Origin of the sequence: Saccharomonospora marina XMU15 (genome assembly GCF_000244955.1) — a bacterium.
Classification (GTDB): Bacteria; Actinomycetota; Actinomycetes; order Mycobacteriales; family Pseudonocardiaceae; genus Saccharomonospora_A; species Saccharomonospora_A marina.
Genome location: NZ_CM001439.1, coordinates 5,396,095 through 5,410,969, shown reverse-complemented (window position 1 = coordinate 5,410,969; position 14,875 = coordinate 5,396,095). Strand labels below are relative to the sequence as shown.

The 14,875-nt window shown below is 67.4% G+C and carries 17 protein-coding genes; 5 read left to right on the top strand and 12 right to left on the bottom strand.

Going from position 1 to position 14,875, the window contains the following annotated elements; translation table 11 throughout:
• Nucleotides 1-69: 69 nt before the first annotated feature.
• Entirely contained in the window at nucleotides 70-1,293 is a 1,224-nt protein-coding gene (locus tag SACMADRAFT_RS25630) for an oxygenase MpaB family protein (protein WP_009156773.1), read from the bottom strand.
• 161 nt (nucleotides 1,294-1,454) lie between these two features.
• On the opposite strand from SACMADRAFT_RS25630, the gene SACMADRAFT_RS25625 reads away from it, so the two are divergent.
• Nucleotides 1,455-2,132, top strand: a complete 678-nt coding sequence (locus tag SACMADRAFT_RS25625) for a TetR/AcrR family transcriptional regulator (protein WP_009156772.1) — start codon at nucleotides 1,455-1,457, stop codon at nucleotides 2,130-2,132.
• Nucleotides 2,133-2,162: 30 nt separating this feature from the next.
• Here the strand turns inward: SACMADRAFT_RS25625 and SACMADRAFT_RS25620 are convergent, their stop codons facing one another.
• The gene (locus tag SACMADRAFT_RS25620) at nucleotides 2,163-3,029 is read right to left on the bottom strand and encodes a polysaccharide deacetylase family protein (protein ID WP_009156771.1); all 867 of its coding nucleotides are present in this window, start codon (nucleotides 3,027-3,029) and stop codon (nucleotides 2,163-2,165) included.
• Between the two features lie 50 nt (nucleotides 3,030-3,079).
• On the opposite strand from SACMADRAFT_RS25620, the gene SACMADRAFT_RS25615 reads away from it, so the two are divergent.
• Entirely contained in the window at nucleotides 3,080-3,475 is a 396-nt protein-coding gene (locus tag SACMADRAFT_RS25615; protein ID WP_009156770.1) for a MerR family transcriptional regulator, read from the top strand.
• Here SACMADRAFT_RS25615 and SACMADRAFT_RS25610 read toward each other — a convergent pair.
• The 3 genes from SACMADRAFT_RS25610 to SACMADRAFT_RS25600 all read right to left on the bottom strand — a co-directional run bounded on the left by SACMADRAFT_RS25610 (nucleotide 3,417) and on the right by SACMADRAFT_RS25600 (nucleotide 6,202).
• The gene (locus tag SACMADRAFT_RS25610) at nucleotides 3,417-4,229 is read right to left on the bottom strand and encodes an MBL fold metallo-hydrolase (protein WP_232285472.1); all 813 of its coding nucleotides are present in this window, start codon (nucleotides 4,227-4,229) and stop codon (nucleotides 3,417-3,419) included. The two genes, SACMADRAFT_RS25615 and SACMADRAFT_RS25610, sit on opposite strands and share 59 nt — an antisense overlap.
• Nucleotides 4,230-4,341: 112 nt before the next feature.
• The gene (locus SACMADRAFT_RS25605) at nucleotides 4,342-5,208 is read right to left on the bottom strand and encodes an ABC transporter permease (RefSeq protein ID WP_009156768.1); all 867 of its coding nucleotides are present in this window, start codon (nucleotides 5,206-5,208) and stop codon (nucleotides 4,342-4,344) included.
• A gap of 16 nt (nucleotides 5,209-5,224) precedes the next feature.
• Complete coding sequence (locus SACMADRAFT_RS25600; protein WP_009156767.1) at nucleotides 5,225-6,202, bottom strand: daunorubicin resistance protein DrrA family ABC transporter ATP-binding protein; 978 nt, start codon at nucleotides 6,200-6,202, stop codon at nucleotides 5,225-5,227.
• A gap of 62 nt (nucleotides 6,203-6,264) precedes the next feature.
• On the opposite strand from SACMADRAFT_RS25600, the gene SACMADRAFT_RS25595 reads away from it, so the two are divergent.
• Nucleotides 6,265-6,966 (top strand): TetR/AcrR family transcriptional regulator C-terminal domain-containing protein, encoded by a 702-nt coding sequence (locus SACMADRAFT_RS25595; RefSeq protein ID WP_009156766.1) that lies wholly within the window; start codon nucleotides 6,265-6,267, stop codon nucleotides 6,964-6,966.
• 17 nt (nucleotides 6,967-6,983) lie between these two features.
• Here SACMADRAFT_RS25595 and SACMADRAFT_RS25590 read toward each other — a convergent pair whose 3' ends face one another.
• From SACMADRAFT_RS25590 to SACMADRAFT_RS25560, 7 genes are all read right to left on the bottom strand, one after another.
• Entirely contained in the window at nucleotides 6,984-7,316 is a 333-nt protein-coding gene (locus SACMADRAFT_RS25590; RefSeq protein ID WP_009156765.1) for a cupin domain-containing protein, read from the bottom strand.
• Between the two features lie 81 nt (nucleotides 7,317-7,397).
• Complete coding sequence (locus tag SACMADRAFT_RS25585) at nucleotides 7,398-7,808, bottom strand: hypothetical protein (protein ID WP_009156764.1); 411 nt, start codon at nucleotides 7,806-7,808, stop codon at nucleotides 7,398-7,400.
• Between the two features lie 124 nt (nucleotides 7,809-7,932).
• Nucleotides 7,933-9,711: an N-acetylmuramoyl-L-alanine amidase gene (locus SACMADRAFT_RS25580; RefSeq protein WP_009156763.1), complete on the bottom strand. Its 1,779-nt coding sequence runs from the start codon at nucleotides 9,709-9,711 to the stop codon at nucleotides 7,933-7,935.
• 169 nt (nucleotides 9,712-9,880) lie between these two features.
• On the bottom strand, nucleotides 9,881-10,231 hold the full coding sequence (locus tag SACMADRAFT_RS25575; RefSeq protein WP_009156762.1) for a type II toxin-antitoxin system PemK/MazF family toxin: 351 nt from the start codon (nucleotides 10,229-10,231) through the stop codon (nucleotides 9,881-9,883).
• Entirely contained in the window at nucleotides 10,232-10,459 is a 228-nt protein-coding gene (locus SACMADRAFT_RS25570; RefSeq protein WP_009156761.1) for a ribbon-helix-helix domain-containing protein, read from the bottom strand.
• Between the two features lie 122 nt (nucleotides 10,460-10,581).
• Entirely contained in the window at nucleotides 10,582-11,808 is a 1,227-nt protein-coding gene (locus tag SACMADRAFT_RS25565) for a cytochrome P450 (protein WP_009156760.1), read from the bottom strand.
• Between the two features lie 82 nt (nucleotides 11,809-11,890).
• On the bottom strand, nucleotides 11,891-12,403 hold the full coding sequence (locus tag SACMADRAFT_RS25560) for a MarR family winged helix-turn-helix transcriptional regulator (RefSeq protein WP_009156759.1): 513 nt from the start codon (nucleotides 12,401-12,403) through the stop codon (nucleotides 11,891-11,893).
• 91 nt (nucleotides 12,404-12,494) lie between these two features.
• Between SACMADRAFT_RS25560 and SACMADRAFT_RS25555 the strand changes: the two genes are divergently transcribed.
• On the top strand, nucleotides 12,495-14,555 hold the full coding sequence (locus SACMADRAFT_RS25555; protein ID WP_009156758.1) for an MMPL family transporter: 2,061 nt from the start codon (nucleotides 12,495-12,497) through the stop codon (nucleotides 14,553-14,555).
• A gap of 19 nt (nucleotides 14,556-14,574) precedes the next feature.
• Nucleotides 14,575-14,826, top strand: a complete 252-nt coding sequence (locus SACMADRAFT_RS25550; RefSeq protein WP_009156757.1) for a hypothetical protein — start codon at nucleotides 14,575-14,577, stop codon at nucleotides 14,824-14,826.
• The last annotated feature ends 49 nt before the right edge of the window (nucleotides 14,827-14,875 follow it).

Here is a 14,875-nt window from a genome sequence, read left to right as displayed (position 1 = left end):
GCGACCGGAGGCCGCTCGGGCCCGGAACCCACCGGATTCCGGGCCCGAATTCGGTAGCCGCGGCGGTGCTCAGGACGGGCGGTTGGTCTGCGGGATCTCGATGCTGATCGGGCGTGCTTCGGACAGGTAGATCAGGGCGGCCTGGCGGATGAACTCCTCGAACAACCAGTAGGTCTCCTTCGCCCCGGGGAAGGGGAGCAGACCCTCGCGGGCCAGGATGAACGGCCCCCAGAACGTGTTGAGCAGCGTGTCCCAGAGCGGCTCCCTGGGGATCTGAAGCCATCCGGCGATCTCGTCGCCGAGCATGAAACGCGTGAACGAGCCGAGGATCGGCTTGCTGAGGATGCCGCCGTCGACTTCCGCGCCGAGGCTGAGCAGGATGTCGGCGAGCTTGATGCCCTCGGGTGTCGGCGCCAGTATCGGGTCGAGGACCTGTTTGGCCTGGGAGTTGGCCTCGCTCCACGACGCGGGGATGTACTCGTCCTTGATTCCGAGCATGTGCGCGCCGAGTTGCCAGGAGTGCAGGAACGCCTCGGATTCCGCGTCCGGGATCGGTACCTCCCACGCTGTCAGCTTCTGCATGACGGTCGTCGGCAGGCTGTGCCAGGTGACCATCATGTCGGCCTGGCTGATCGGGATCTCCTCGTCGGCGGCGCCCTGCCAGTACTGCGACTGCGGCAGCAGGTGACGCACCGCAGCGTGCACCAGCCGGGTCTTGACGCAGGTCACGATCATCTCGCCATCGGGTTCGTAGGCGTTGCGTGACCCGATGTCGTAGCCCAGTTTGGCGGTCTTGGAGATGCGGTCCTTCATGTCCGCGCCGCCTTGCGAGTAGTAGACCGCACGCGCTTCCTTGGGGATGACCGTGCTCATCATGCCGCTGGCGAGCCCGTACAGCACACCGAGGTAGAGGCCACGCTTCTCGTTGAACTCCACCGCGGTGGCGAGCTTTTCCTGGTCTGCCCACGACGGCATCCGGCGGGCGTGCTCCATGAAGTCGCGCAGGTCGGTCGGCAGGCCGTCCGGCAGCGGCTGGCTGTTCTTCGTCCACGTCCGCAGCAACTCGTTCACCTTCGGCACGTCACCGCGGTCGAGCAGTGAAGCGACCAGTGGGTCGGCCTCCTCGTCCCACACCCACCGGGGATCGAGGCCCGCTCCGGTGCCGGCGACCGAACCCCTTGCCGACCATGTCCACAGTGGACGTGCTTGGGCGGGGGTCGCCAAGCTCAGCGCACCGATCGCGCCTAACGCTCCACCTGCCCGCAACACATTGCGCCTGTTGAGCTTGTCCATGCCTTCGCTCCTCCTCCTCGAGGCCGAGAGCACCTTGATACGATGAAACACGATATGCATCTGTGTATCACCATGAGAGCACACCATGGTGCGCATCACAAGGCCCACCGTGGCGGCGACCGTCGGCGATTGAGGCAGAATCGGCAGTCTCAGGAGGTGTCGTGGAACGTTCGCTGTCCGGCGCCGGAGCGGCCTCGGGGCCCGAGTCCCTACTGGAGCGCGCCTTCATCGACGCCGTCGAGCAGGTCGATGACCTGGACCCCACCCGAGCCCGCGTGCTCGACGCGGCGTACGAGCAGTTCTGCCGGATGGGCATCCAGCGTTCCACCATGGAAGACGTCGCCAAACGCGCAGGCGTTTCCCGGATCACCGTCTACCGCCGGTTCGCCACCAAGGACGTGCTGGTGGAACAGGTGGTCCGGCGAGAGTTCCGTCGATACTTCGATCAGTTCCTGCTCGACATCCAGCAGGCCGAGTCCGTCGCCGACCGGGTGGTGCTCGGCTTCGTCAGCTCGCTGCGCGCGATCCGAGGCAACCCGCTGATCGGCGGGCTGCTCGCGGTCGAACCGGACCTGGTCGCGCCTTCCATGATCAGTGATGGCGGGCGAACCCTTGCCACCGTTCGCGAGTTCGTCGCGGGTCAGCTGCGACACGAGCAACACGCGGGCAACGTGTCGAAGGAACTCGACACCGACCTCGTGGCCGAGCTGATGGTTCGGATATCCGCGTCTTTCCTGGCGATTCCCAGCCACATCATCGACATCGAGGACGACGAACAACTGGCCGAGGTGGCCAGGCGGTACCTCGTCCCCATGCTGGAACCGAGGCCGCGGCGCTGAGGCTGCTCGGCGAGGGGGCTGCACGCGGGCTCAGCGTGTGCTTCGGTAGTGCTCGGCGATCTCGTCGCTGGTGGTGAGCCAGCTGTCGGGCTGCTCGGCGAGGTATCGCAGTGCCTGATCCAGGTACTTGGCTCGGAACGGCTGCCCGATCACGAACGGATGCAGGGCCAGTGCCATGACGCGGCCGCCGTGCTCGGAGTCGGCGCGCAGCTGCTCGTACTGGTCCTGCACCAGCCTCACGAACTCCGGTCCGCTCAGCCCCCTTGCGAACAACAGCAGGTCGTTGAGCTCCACCGAGTACGGAACGCTGATCAACCCGGGTACCTCCAGGTCGTACGGCTGGTCGTCGTTGGTCCAGTCCAATGTGTACGTCAAGCCGAGCTCTGCCAGCAGCGAGGGAGTGTTGAATGTTTCGGTCAGGCCGGGACCCATCCAGCCGAGCGGATGGCGGCCGGTCGCGGCGGTGATCGTGTCAACGATCTCGGTGAGGACTCGACGTTCCTCGTCGCGACTCATTCCGCTGTGCAGGATCGAATTGGTCCGCCCGTGCGCGAGCCAGGCCCAGTTCCGGTCCATGCCCGCCTTGACGATCTGCGGGTAGTGCTCGGCCGCCGCTGAGTTCAGCAACGCGCTCGCGCGGATCCCGTAGCGGTCCAGGGTCTTGATCGTACGCCAGATACCCACGCGCACCCCGTAGTCGCGCCACCCGTAGTTGAGCGCGTCGGGGACCAGTTCGGCCGTGCCTGGCCAGATGCTCGTCGAAGGCCGGTCGAGGAGGAAATGCTCGATGTTGAGCCCGACGTAGACAGCCACCCTGGCTCCGCCGGGCCAGTTGATGGCGGGGCGTTCGGTGATCGGGCTGTAGTGGAAGAGTTGATTGCCGGCTGTGTTCGTCATACGGCCACGGTAAAATCTGACATCAATGTCAGAGTCAACCTCGAGGTGACATGCGGATCGGTGAGCTTGCCCGGCGTACCGGGGTCAGTGAGCGTTCGCTTCGCTACTACGAGCAGCAAGGTCTGCTGGCTGCGGGTCGCACGACGGGCGGTCATCGGGACTATCCGGAACATGCCGTCGACAGGGTCATCCGCATCCAGGAGTTGTTCGCCGCAGGGCTGAACAGCAAGAAGATCGCGCGGCTGCTCCCCTGCATGCGCGACGCCGACGGCGGGCCGTCGGAGATCGCGACCGCGCAACTGGTCACCGACCTGGTCGCCGAACGCGACCGGATCAACCGGGTGATCAAGGAACTGGCCAACTCTCGCGAAGTGCTCGACGAGGTGATCAACGCGGCGAGGCGATCCCCTGGCGAGGCAGGCGACCCCGGACGAACGGCTCCGTGAGGTGCGAGGTCGCCAGCAGTGTGCGTTTTCGGCGGGCCTGTGCCAACAGCGTGCGCCGGGTCCGCCTCGCGGTGTCGGGGTCCGACTCGTAGTGGTAGGCGACGTCGGGGTTGACCAGTTGCACCGCGTGCACCGCGACGTCGCCGGTGACGACGACCCGGCGGCGTCCCGCCTCGACGAGCACGGACTGGTGTCCCGGGGTGTGGCCGGGGGTGGGCACCGCGACGATTCCCTCCGCCGCCCCGCCGAACAGGCGGGTGCGGCCGTCGATCACCTGCAGTTGACCGGTGCGCCGCAACGGTTGCAACACTCGCGGCTCGATGACCTCGTCGCCGTTGTCCCGTAGCGCGGTGATCTCGACCCGCTGTACCGCGTAGCGCGCGTTGCCGAACATGGGTACCCCGCTGGGGAGTACCGACCAGCCGAGGTGGTCACCGTGCAGGTGGGTGAGCACCACGAGGTCCACGTCGAGCGGGTCGATCCCCGCGGCGGCGAGCCGCCGCGGCAGGTTTCCCGGCACCGGCGCCCAACCGGAAGCGGGGCTGCCCTCGGGGCCCACCCCGGCATCGATCAGGGTCACCTGCCCACCCGGGCGGCGGACCGCGAAACAGCGAAAGTCCAGCAGCCACTCGCCGTCGGCGCCGAACGCCCCCGGATCGACCCGCCGGGCACGCCGCCAGTCGGCCTCCGTCGCGCCGAGCAGTACCTCCTCCCTCGGCCGGAAGAACGGCCCGGAGGCGTCCAGCAGTGCCACGACACCGAGCCTGCCCACAGAGCATGTCGTGGCACCGGCGACAACCGGTCGTCGTCGCAACCGCAACGTGGTCTCCTTCGGTGCGAGGGATGGGGGGTCGCTCCTTGCGGTCTCAGTCCGTTCGGTTGAACAGCGCGACACCCGCGACCACGATCGCGCCGGTGCAGGCAAGCGCGACCAGGACCTGCAGTGCGATCGGCACCTGCCACCCGGCCCAGGTGATCGACGGGTCGAAGGCGGCGAGTGCGGCCGGTGTGATGTCGATGTGGTCGAAGACCACCGCGCGCATGGGTTGCACGACATAGGTCAACGGGTTGATCTTGGTGAGGACGGCAAGCCAATCCGGCAGGTTGCTCATCGGGAACAGCGCGCCGGACAGGAACATCATCGGGGTGATGATGAGCTGGGTGGCGGGCATGGCCGCCTGCAACTGCTTGATACGTGCCGATATCAGCACCCCGAGTGCGGTGAGCATGAGCGAGCCGACGAAGAGCAGCGCCAGCAGTGTGAGCAGCAGCAGCGGGTCGTAGGGAACCCCGACGAGCCCGGCGAGTGCGAGCAGCACCACCGTCTGCAAGGTGGCGGTGGTGGCACCACCGAGACACTTGCCGAGGATGATCGCCGACTTGCTCACCGGTGCTACCAGCATCTCCCGCAGGAAGCCGAACTCGCGGTCCCACACCAGTGAGATGCCCGCGAAGGCCGCGCTGAACAGTACCGACATCGCGAGCACGCCGGGGAACAGGAAGGTTCGAAAGTCCAGCCCTCCGGTGTCGCGGACCACGCTGGACAGTCCCGTGCCCATCACGAACAGGAACAGCAGTGGTTGCAACAGTAGTGCGAACATCCGGGTCCGGTCGTGCCGGAAGCGGATCAGCTCCCTGCGCCACACCATCGCGGTGGCGCGCAGCTCGTGCGCGATTCCGCCGGGCGTTGCGGGCACCGGGTATCTTTCGTCGACTGTGTTCGGCGCGGTCATGGTGTGCTCCTGGGCATCAGCGCTTGGCCAGCATGCGCGCGAACGTGCTCGAGTCGCCCGCCTGCTCGGTGTCGGACATGGTGCGACCGGTGTAGGCCATGAAGACGTCGTCGAGGCTGGGCCTGGTCACCGTGACCGTGTCGATGGCGACTCCGAGCGAGGAGAACAACCTCGGTACGAACTGCGCTCCCTCGCTCACCGAGAACGTCACCATGCCGTCGTGGATCGCTGCCCGCAGCCCGAACACTTCCCGTAGCCGCTCGATGGCGAGCCCGTCGTCCTCGGTACGGATGCGTACCCGGTCCTCACCCACGCTGCTCTTCAACGCGTCGGGAGTGTCGGTGACAACGATCTCGCCGTGGTTCATGATCGCTATGCGGTCGCAGTACTCGGCCTCTTCCATGTAGTGCGTGGTCACGAAGATCGTGATGTCCTGCTTGCCGCGCAGTTCGGCGATGTAGTCCCAGATGGACGCTCGCGTCTGCGGGTCGAGACCGATGGTCGGCTCGTCGAGGAACAGCACTCTCGGTGCGTGCAGCAGCCCGCGCCCGATCTCCAGCCTGCGTCTCATTCCGCCGGAGAACTTCTGCACGATGTCATGTCTTCGCCGCGCGAGACCGACCATGTCGAGCACCTCCGTGATGCGTTCGCGCAGCAGCCGCCTCGGCATCCCGTACAGCTCACCGTGGAAGCGCAGGTTCTGCTCCGCGGTCAGGTAGGTGTCCAGGGTCGGGTCCTGGAACACCACGCCGATTCGGCGGCGGACCTCGGCTCGCTGCGTGCGTACGTCGCACCCGGCCACGGTTGCCGAGCCCGCTGTCGCGTCGGCGATCGTGCACAGGATCTTGATCGCGGTGGTCTTGCCCGCCCCGTTGGGGCCGAGGAAGCCGAACATCTCGCGCTCGGCGACGTCCAGGTCGATGCCTTTCACCGCCTGTACGTCGCCGTAGGACTTCCGCAGTCCCCTGACGTGCACCGCGTGGTGGTCGGACATGGAACCCCTCTCCCTAACGCCGTTAGAGGAAGCATCTCTCTAACAGTGTTAGGGTGTCAAGTGTGTCGGCTGACTCTCCTGGCAAACCGGTGTCGAAGGCCGCGATCGTGAACAAGGCCGTCGAGCTGATGGAGCAGCGCGGTCTCGCGGCGGTGTCACTGCGCCGCATCGCCACCGAACTCGGTATCTCGGCGCCCACGCTGTACTGGTACATCTCCGGCAAGCGCGAGTTGCTCGACGCGGTGGCGGAGCAACTGCTGCGGCGCGGCCTTGCCGGTATGGACAACCGACCCGCCGAGGGACAACCGTGGTGGGAATGGCTCGAACAGCGGTGCAGCGCGATGTTTCGGGCGATGCTGTCCGTACCGGACGCGCCGCAGGTGGTGGCCGGAAACCGGCCGACACCGGAAACGTTGCCCGACATCGAGGCCGGACTGGCGGAACTGGTCGCGGTCGGCTTCACCGCTGCCGAGGCGCAGCAGGTGTTCCTCGTGCTCGGCGGCTACATCACGGGAATGGCCCTGGAATGGCAGTCGGAGGCGGCCCGCGAGGTCGACACCGACGTCAACGACCACGAACTCGGCGAGCTCGTCCGCGACCCCGCCCGCTTTCCGTACCTCGCCGCCGCTGTCCGAGGCCGTCCCGACTCGCCTGTGCAGACGTTCGACTACGGCCTCTCACTGCTGATCAGGGGTATCCGTGACAGGCATGCCGAGTTGGTGGGCGACCGCGTCGAGGCGAAAGGACCCGGCCGCCGGGATTGACGGCGCCGCCTGCCGGCTCAGCCGAGCTTGGCGACGGTGAGCAGCACGGCCGAGTCCTGCAACGCCTCGAGGCTGTGCTTGGCCTGCGGGATGACGATCAGGTCACCTGAGATCCCGTCCCAGGACACCTCCCCGGAGTGCAGCCTGACCCGGCCACGCAGCACGAACAACGTCGCCTCGCCAGGATTCTCGTGCTCGGCGAGCGTGCTTCCCGCGGTGAGGGTGATCACCGTCTGCCGCAGTACGTGCTCGTGGCCTCCGTAGACGGTGTCGGCGCTTCGGCCGTGACGCGCCGTGGCGGCGCGTTGGAGGAGTTCGCGGGCCATCGCGTCAAGCGAGAACTTCTGCATACGTCGAGTGTGTGCCACAACCGCGCGGGATGCGACAAGGGTTCAACCGGCCACGCGGCCGACCTCGCTCGGCAGGCGGGCTCAGCCGCCGTAGGTGCCCTCGTCGTAGTCGTCCAGACCGAGCAGTTCGCGGATGGTTGCGGCGGCCTGCCCGCCGTCGTGCTCGGCGGCGCTGATCACCGCGTCGATCAGATCCTGGCGGGTGTCTGCCCGCTGTGCCCGGTGCCAGTACCGCTGTGCCTCCTTCGAATCGTCCACCAGCCGAGCCACCGCGGCATCGACTTCGGGCGGCCAGCGAGTCGACTCCAGCTCTCGCAGGTGCCGCTCGTTGGCGGTGGCGGTCTCGGCGGCGAGGGCGTTGAGCGTGGACAGTGGCTGCCCGGCGTTGACCGCCTGCTCGAGTCGTTCCAGCGCACGGTTGTACGGCTCGACGATCGCCAGGTAGCGCGCCGCGGCCTGCTCGGTGGACAGCACGGCCTGCGTGCTCTCCACCGAGGTCGAGGCCTGCGGTGGTGGGAGTGAAACGGGTGAGCCCGAGGTGGTCGCGCACCCTGCCGTCGAGGCAAGGAGCGCGACCACTATCGGCGTGACAGCTCGACGCAAGGCCTGCCGCCCGTCAGTAGGAGTAGGCCGTGGTCGCCCCTGTGGAGGCGTTCCAGGTGATGTAGCCGTGCTGGAAGTTGCTGCGGCGTCCACCGGAGATGGCGAACTCGTCACTGGTCGGGTAGCCCAGGAACGACCGTTCCCAGCCGAGCTGTGCCCACTTCGACTTGATGGCGCCGTAGATGGCGTGTGCTCCGGTGCTGGGTGTCCAGTAGACGGAGCCGTACTGGAAGTGGTTGTAGCGGCCGACGCCGTCGGGGGTGCCGTGTTCGTCGGTCTTGGGGTAGCGCAGCACGCTGCGTTCCCAGCCCAGCTGCGCCCACTTCGACCTGATCGCGCCCCGGATCTCGTGTGCCCCCGTTTCGGCCGTCCAGTAGATCGAGCCGCCCGCCTTGGCGAAGTGGTTGTAACGTCCCGCACCGTCCGGCGTGGCGTGCTCGTCCGTCTTGGGGTAGCCCAGATGCCCGGTCTCGCTGCCGTAGCGGTCCCACGTGTCGCGGATCGGACCCTGGATGACGTGTGCTCCGGTGCCATCCGACCAGTACACCGATGCGGCGCCCGAGTCGAACGTCGTGCGCAGTCCACCGTCGGCTGCCGCTTGTTCGAGCTGGTACACGCCACCCAGCGGTCCCGAGTCGGCGCCGTCGGACTGCCAGCGCTGGTAGATGGGGCTGGAGGTCCAGTCACCCATCAGTTCCGCGACCCGCTGCCTGATGGTGGGCAGCTGCTGGTAGCCGAGCTCGCCAGGGCACTCGGTGTAGCCGACGTCGCGATGGCCGTAGATCGTCGGCAGCGTGACCTCGGTGCCTTGCGGGTACTTCGCGGTGCCACCACCGCCGGAAACTAGGGTGACGTTTCCCGCGGGGTCGCGGTAGCCGCGCGACAGCTTCCACGCCGCGAACCTGGAAACCGCCTCCACCTGCTCGGCACTGGGTGCCACGTCGGTGTAGGTGCCGAGCATCGAGATTCCGGTGGTGTACTTGTTGAAGCCACCTGCGTGCGCGCCCCACACGGGAAGGTCAAGGCCGCCGTAGCGACCCTCGAAGAGCTGCCCGTACTTGTCGACCAGCACGTTGTAGCCGATGTCGCACCACTGCAGGGATTGCGCGTGGTAGGCGTAGATGCCGCGCACGATCCTGGCGGAATCTGCTGCGGTGTAGTCGTTCTCGCCTGCCGTGTGGTGAATCGTCACGGCCTTCACCGTGGGGCTGTACTCCACCCCGATGCCCTGATCGGCGAAGCACTGCGTGCGGATCGACTCGTCCGCGCCCCAGCTCGCGCGACTGATCACCGTCGGCTGCTCGGTGGTGACACCGGCCTTCGTGGCGATGGTGTCGTTGCTGCTGGTCCCGGGGTCGATCAGCACTACGGAGAAGGACTTGGCGTTCACCGGCGAGCCGTCGCGTTCCGCGCGCACCCGAAGGGCGGTCGAGTCGCCTACCCATGCCGGCTCGCTCGCCTTGCGGCTGCCCGGCTTGCCCGTGTCGAGCCCGTCCACCGTCTCCAGTTCGACCCACTCGCCCCATTCGCCTTCGGAGTCTTGGGCCTGCACCTCGAGCACGTCGGGAGCGTTTCCGGTCCAGCGCACCGCCGCCATGGCGAACGTGCGGTCGGGTTCCAGCTCTCGCACCTTTCCCGACTCTGCGACGCCACGTGCGGCCGCGAGCGGAACGGTGTCGATGACGGGTTTCACCGCGGCCGGAGTCCCGGGTGGAGGTTCCGCGCTTGACACGACGGGCACCAGGCCCAGCGGAAGCGCGATTACCGCGGCGGTGATGAATCTTGGTCGCACTCGACCCCCAGAGTTCGGTGGCGAATCTCAACAAATTGGTGCCGCGGTTCGCGCGGCCGCCGAATCGTAACCGACCGATTTCGTAAGTTTTCGGGGGCCAATGTTGGCAAATAACGAACTTGGCTCCGAATCGGAATGTTGCCGCGGGAAGAACAATTCGGCGATGTGATCAGAGCGCGAGATGCAGCCGCAATGCGTCGTCGAGCGCCCGAAGCGAGGCGGAGCCGAGCCTGCCGATCCGGCGGTTGCCGAGTCGCTCGACAGCGATCGAGCGCACCTGCTCGGCCTGCGCCTTCGAGGCGTGGCGCAACCCGGATTCGCCCGCCTGGAGCAGCACCTGAAACGGGTAGACGCGGGCCACGTTCGACGTCACGGGCACCACGGTGACGACACCCCGGCCGAGTCGGCTGGCGGTGCCGTTGGCTCCGTCGTTGCTGACGATCACTACCGGGCGGTGCTTGCTGGTTTCGCTGCCGCGCGTGGGGTCGAGGTCGGCGAGGTAGATGTCGCCCCTGCGCATCTACGGTCGCAACCCGTCGGCCGCCGTGGCGTCCCAGTCTGCCGCTTCGGTTTCGTCCCAGTCGCGCCATGCCTGCGCGTAGGCATCACCGAGTTGTGCCGCCTTGAGCAGTTCGACGGCGCGGTGTAGCACCGCCGAACGTGAGCCGATCTCGTGTTCGCGGGCGTAGTGGTCGAGGAACTCGATGTCGTCGGGCGGCAGGCTGACGCTGACCTTCATACCCACCATGCTACCGAGGGTAGGAAGGGGGTGGTAAGGCACTCGAGTGCAGAACTCGCGGGCGGGGACGCAGAACTCGCTGGCAACAGCGGGGGACTCGCGGGCAGGAGCGGGGGACTCGCGGGTGGCGGTTACCAGCCCGTGGTGGAGGTGTGGGTCGGGGTGAACTCCACCGGCAATGCGATGAGGCCCCGCATCCACACCGACTGGCGCCACTCCAGCTGCTCGCCCGGCACACTGAGATGCACGTCGGGAAGCCGGTCGAGAACCACCTCGATGCCACCCTCCACGATGGTCGCCGCGATCTCCTGCGCGGGGTACGGGCAGCCGTGTTCGCCGTGGCTGAACGACATGTACGCCTGGTTTCCGACGGCGTTGTCGTAGGACTCCGGGCGCACGTGCGGGTCGGTGTTGGCCGCGGCCAGGCCCAACACAAGCAGGTCGCCGGTCTGGATGTGGTGCCCGCCGAGATGGGTGTCCCTGGTGGCGAAGCGGCCGATGAAGTTCTGGGTCGGGGTTTCCTCCCACAGCACCTCGTTGAGCGCCTGCCCCACGCTTCGCCTCCCACCGGAGAGGTTGACCGCGAACCTGTCGTCGGTGAGCATCAGCCGCAGGGCGTTGCCCATCCAGTCGGCGGTGGTCAGCTGACCCGCGCCCATCGTGAGGAACAGGTCGGTGGCGATCTCGTCGTCCGAAAGCGCCATCGGGTGCTCCAGGATTCGCGAAGGCAGGTCACCGCCGGGTCGCTCGCGCTTCTCCCGGACGAGGGCGCGCATGCGTTCCACGATCCGCTGGTGGGCGCGAACCGCCTCGTCACCCTCGTCGGCGGAGGCGGCCACGTCGCGCACCAGCACGGGGGCCTCGGCGTCGGGCAGCCCGAACAGCTTGGCCAGCACCAACAGCGGAAGTTGATGGGTGTACTCGCTGACCAGGTCGGCCTCGCCCTTGCCCGCGAACCGGTCGATCAGCTGGTCGGCGAGCCGCTGCACGTGGGAGCGCAGCTCTACCTGGTCCACCTCCGCCAGCGCACCGTGCAGCGCCGGTGCCAGCCGCTGGTGTTCCTCGGCGTCGGTCAGGATCGAGGAGGGCTGGTACTCCACGTACGGCCGCAGCGACCAGTCCGGCGAGACGTGTTTCCAGCCGTGCCAGCCCCGTGACGTGCGGGCGAACAGGTGTGGGTTGCTGGTCACGTAGTAGACCTCGCGGTAGCCGAGCACCAGCCAACCGGGCACATCGCCTTCGAGCAGCACGGGGGCCACCGGCCCGTACTTCTCGCGCATCTGCCGGTACAGCTCCGCAGGATTGTTCTGGAAGCGCGGACCGTACAAAGTAGCGACTTCCTGGTGCGTACTTGTCATCGCGGGCTCCCGGGCCGGTGGTGGCTGAGACGGATCTTGAAGGCGCTGATCCTAACCCCAGCCATTTCGGATGCGACGAGGGTCACGTTTCCGCGCCGGGAAGGTCGTCCGACGCGGTGGGGAGGGCTTTTCTGCCGCGCACGGTGGCTTCGGTGCTCGCATAGAGGAAGCGAGCGATCACGGCGCGTTCGGCGTCGTCGAAATGTGCCCACGCCGCGGCGTACTGCTCCCCGAGTGGAGCGAAGAAATCGCGACCGGAGCGCTGCACCTGCGCTCGCAGGTGCAGCTCCACCCGCCTGCGGTCGGTCGGGCTGCGGTCGCGCCGGACATAGCCTCCCGCTTCGAGCCGGTCCAGCAACGCCGTGGTCGCCGAAGGGCTCAGATGCAGTGCCTCGGAGAGTTCGCCCGGACTGAGCGGCTTGCCGACGCCTGCCGAGTCCATGATCACCGCGAGTGCGCTGAAGTCCGTGCGGTGCATCCCCAGCGTTTCCCTGAGCACGTCGGAAAACCGTTCGGTCTCCACTGTGAGCCTGCGCAGCTGCCGGATCAGCGACCGGTCGCTGTAGTCGTCCTCGTGCTGTTCAATGGGCGTCACGCTCGACTCTCCTTACCCCGGTTTGCCGCCACCCACCACCAACTCTATATTTCGGAAATCGAATAGTTCGACGATCGAAAGAGTATGCACGGTGCGCAGGCTTCGCTGGCTTCTTCCCGCATTGATCATGATCGGGTGGCTCGTCGTGGGAGCCTTCGGCGGCCCCTATGCGGGAAAGCTCAGCGAGATCGCGGAGAACGACGCCTCGGCGTTCCTGCCGGAATCGGCGGAGGCCACGGAAGTGCAGCGGCTGCTGCAACGCTTCCCCGGAAGCGAGGCCGCGCCCGCGGTCGTCGTCGCCGAGCGGCAGTCGGGCATCACCGCGGCCGACCGCCGCTACCTGCGCCAGGTGCGGGACACGGTCGCCGGAATCGAGGGCGTCAAGCCGCCGGTCTCGCCCGTCGTCCCCGCCGCGGACAACAAGGCGTTGCAGTTCGTCGTGCCGGTGAGCGGCGACCCCACCGCGACCGTCGAAACACTGCGGCAGCGGCTGGACGAGCAGAGCCCGCAGGGGCTCTCGGTGTTCGTCACCGGCCCCGCCGGGCAGATCGCCGACCTGTCCGAGGCATTCAGCGGCCTCGACGGCCTGCTGTTGGTGGTGGCGGGCTCGGTGGTCGCGGCGATCCTCATCGTGGTCTATCGCAGCCCGCTGTTGCCGTTGGTCGTCCTGCTTTCCGCCCTTTTCGCGCTCGGGCTGGCGAGTCTGGTCGTCTACCTGCTCGCCGACGGCGGGGTGCTCGCCGTCAACGGGCAGAGCCAGGGCATCCTGTTCATCCTCGTGTTCGGCGCGGCCACCGACTACGCCCTGCTGCTGGTGTCTCGGTACCGGGAGGAACTGCGCGGCACTGCCGACCGGTACTCCGCTGTGCGCAAATCGTGGCGCGCCACGCTCGAACCCATCCTCGCCTCCGCGGGCACCGTAATCCTCGGCCTGCTGTGCCTGCTGTTCAGCGATCTGGCCTCCAACCAGGACCTCGGGCCCGTAGCCGCCATCGGCATCGCCGCCGCCCTGCTGGCTTCATTGACGTTCCTGCCCGCGGCGCTGGCCCTGTTCGGTCGCGCCGCCTTCTGGCCGTTCCGTCCCCGGTTCGGCTCGAAACCCCCGGAGTCGGGTGGAATCTGGGGCAGGGTGGCAGCGAGGGTGGACAAGACACCCAGGACCGTGTGGGTGGTGACCTCGCTGGTGCTGGTGGCGGGTGCGGCGTTCCTGCCGCAACTCAGGGCCGAGGGAACGGCTCAGTCCGAACTGTTCCTCACTCCGGTGGAGTCGGTCGCGGGCCAGGAGGTTCTCGGCGAGCACTTCCCCGCCGGTGCTGGTTCGCCCGCGATCGTGATCGCCGACGCGGACGCGACGCGGGCCGTGCTTTCGGCCACCAGGAGCGTGCAGGGGGTGTCCAGGGCCGAGGTCGCGGGAACGGCGGACGGCTTGGTTCGCATCGACGCGGTGCTCGACGCTCCGGCCGACTCCGACGCCGCCGTCGCGACGGTGCAGCGGCTTCGCGATTCGGTGCACGACGTGCGCGGGGCGGATGCGCTGGTGGGCGGTCAGACGGCGGTGCAACTGGACACCAGGGAGACCTCCAAGCGTGACCGGGTGGTCATCATCCCGATCGTGCTCGCGGTGGTGCTCGCCGTGCTGGCGCTGCTGCTTCGTGCGCTGGTCGCTCCGTTGCTGCTGGTGGCCACGGTGGTGCTCTCGTTCGCGGCCACCATGGGTGTCTCAGCCCTCGTGTTCAACCATGTCTTCGACTTCCCGGGGGCCGATCCGGCCGTTCCGCTGTTCGCGTTCGTGTTCCTCGTGGCGCTGGGGATCGACTACAACATCTTCCTGATGACGCGGGTGCGGGAGGAAACGCTCGCTTGGGGTACGCGGGAGGGCACGTTGCGCGGGCTCACCGTGACCGGAGGTGTGATCACGTCGGCAGGCGTGGTCCTGGCTGCGACGTTCTCGGCGTTGGCTGTGCTGCCCATCCTGTTCCTGGCGCAGATGGCCTTCATCGTGGCCTTCGGCGTGCTGCTGGACACCTTCATCGTCCGGTCGCTGCTCGTTCCCGCCCTGACCATCGACATAGGCCCGAAAGTGTGGTGGCCCTCGCGGCTGGCCAGGGAGGGTTTTCCCAAGTCGGATTCGGGAATGCCTACCCGTGCATGAGCACGGAGGTGACATCGGTATGGCTACCTGTGAGGTTTGCGGAAACGACTACGAGATGTCGTTCGACGTCTTGACCACCGGCGGCGGGCGGCACACGTTCGACTCGTTCGAGTGCGCCATCCACAAGCTCGCGCCGATCTGCGAGCACTGCGGCGCCAGGGTGGTCGGCCACGGTGTTCAGGTCGAGGGCCGGTTCTACTGCAGCGCGCACTGCGCCCGGCAGATGAGCGCGCTCGGCGCGCAGGCTCGCGATGCCGTGACCACGGGCTGAGCCGTTCGCCCACCGTTTCGCCACGACCCACCTACCCCGGCCGCGTTCG

Excerpts from the sequence above, each read along its gene's own strand:
- SACMADRAFT_RS25630 (WP_009156773.1), bottom strand. The coding sequence starts at position 1,293 with ATGGACAAGCTCAACAGGCGCAATGTGTTGCGGGCAGGTGGAGCGTTA.
- SACMADRAFT_RS25620 (WP_009156771.1), bottom strand. The coding sequence starts at position 3,029 with ATGACGAACACAGCCGGCAATCAACTCTTCCACTACAGCCCGATCACC.
- SACMADRAFT_RS25615 (WP_009156770.1), top strand. The coding sequence starts at position 3,080 with ATGCGGATCGGTGAGCTTGCCCGGCGTACCGGGGTCAGTGAGCGTTCG.
- SACMADRAFT_RS25605 (WP_009156768.1), bottom strand. The coding sequence starts at position 5,208 with ATGACCGCGCCGAACACAGTCGACGAAAGATACCCGGTGCCCGCAACG.
- SACMADRAFT_RS25600 (WP_009156767.1), bottom strand. The coding sequence starts at position 6,202 with ATGTCCGACCACCACGCGGTGCACGTCAGGGGACTGCGGAAGTCCTAC.
- SACMADRAFT_RS25590 (WP_009156765.1), bottom strand. The coding sequence starts at position 7,316 with ATGCAGAAGTTCTCGCTTGACGCGATGGCCCGCGAACTCCTCCAACGC.
- SACMADRAFT_RS25575 (WP_009156762.1), bottom strand. The coding sequence starts at position 10,231 with ATGCGCAGGGGCGACATCTACCTCGCCGACCTCGACCCCACGCGCGGC.
- SACMADRAFT_RS25570 (WP_009156761.1), bottom strand. The coding sequence starts at position 10,459 with ATGGTGGGTATGAAGGTCAGCGTCAGCCTGCCGCCCGACGACATCGAG.
- SACMADRAFT_RS25565 (WP_009156760.1), bottom strand. The coding sequence starts at position 11,808 with ATGACAAGTACGCACCAGGAAGTCGCTACTTTGTACGGTCCGCGCTTC.
- SACMADRAFT_RS25550 (WP_009156757.1), top strand. The coding sequence starts at position 14,575 with ATGGCTACCTGTGAGGTTTGCGGAAACGACTACGAGATGTCGTTCGAC.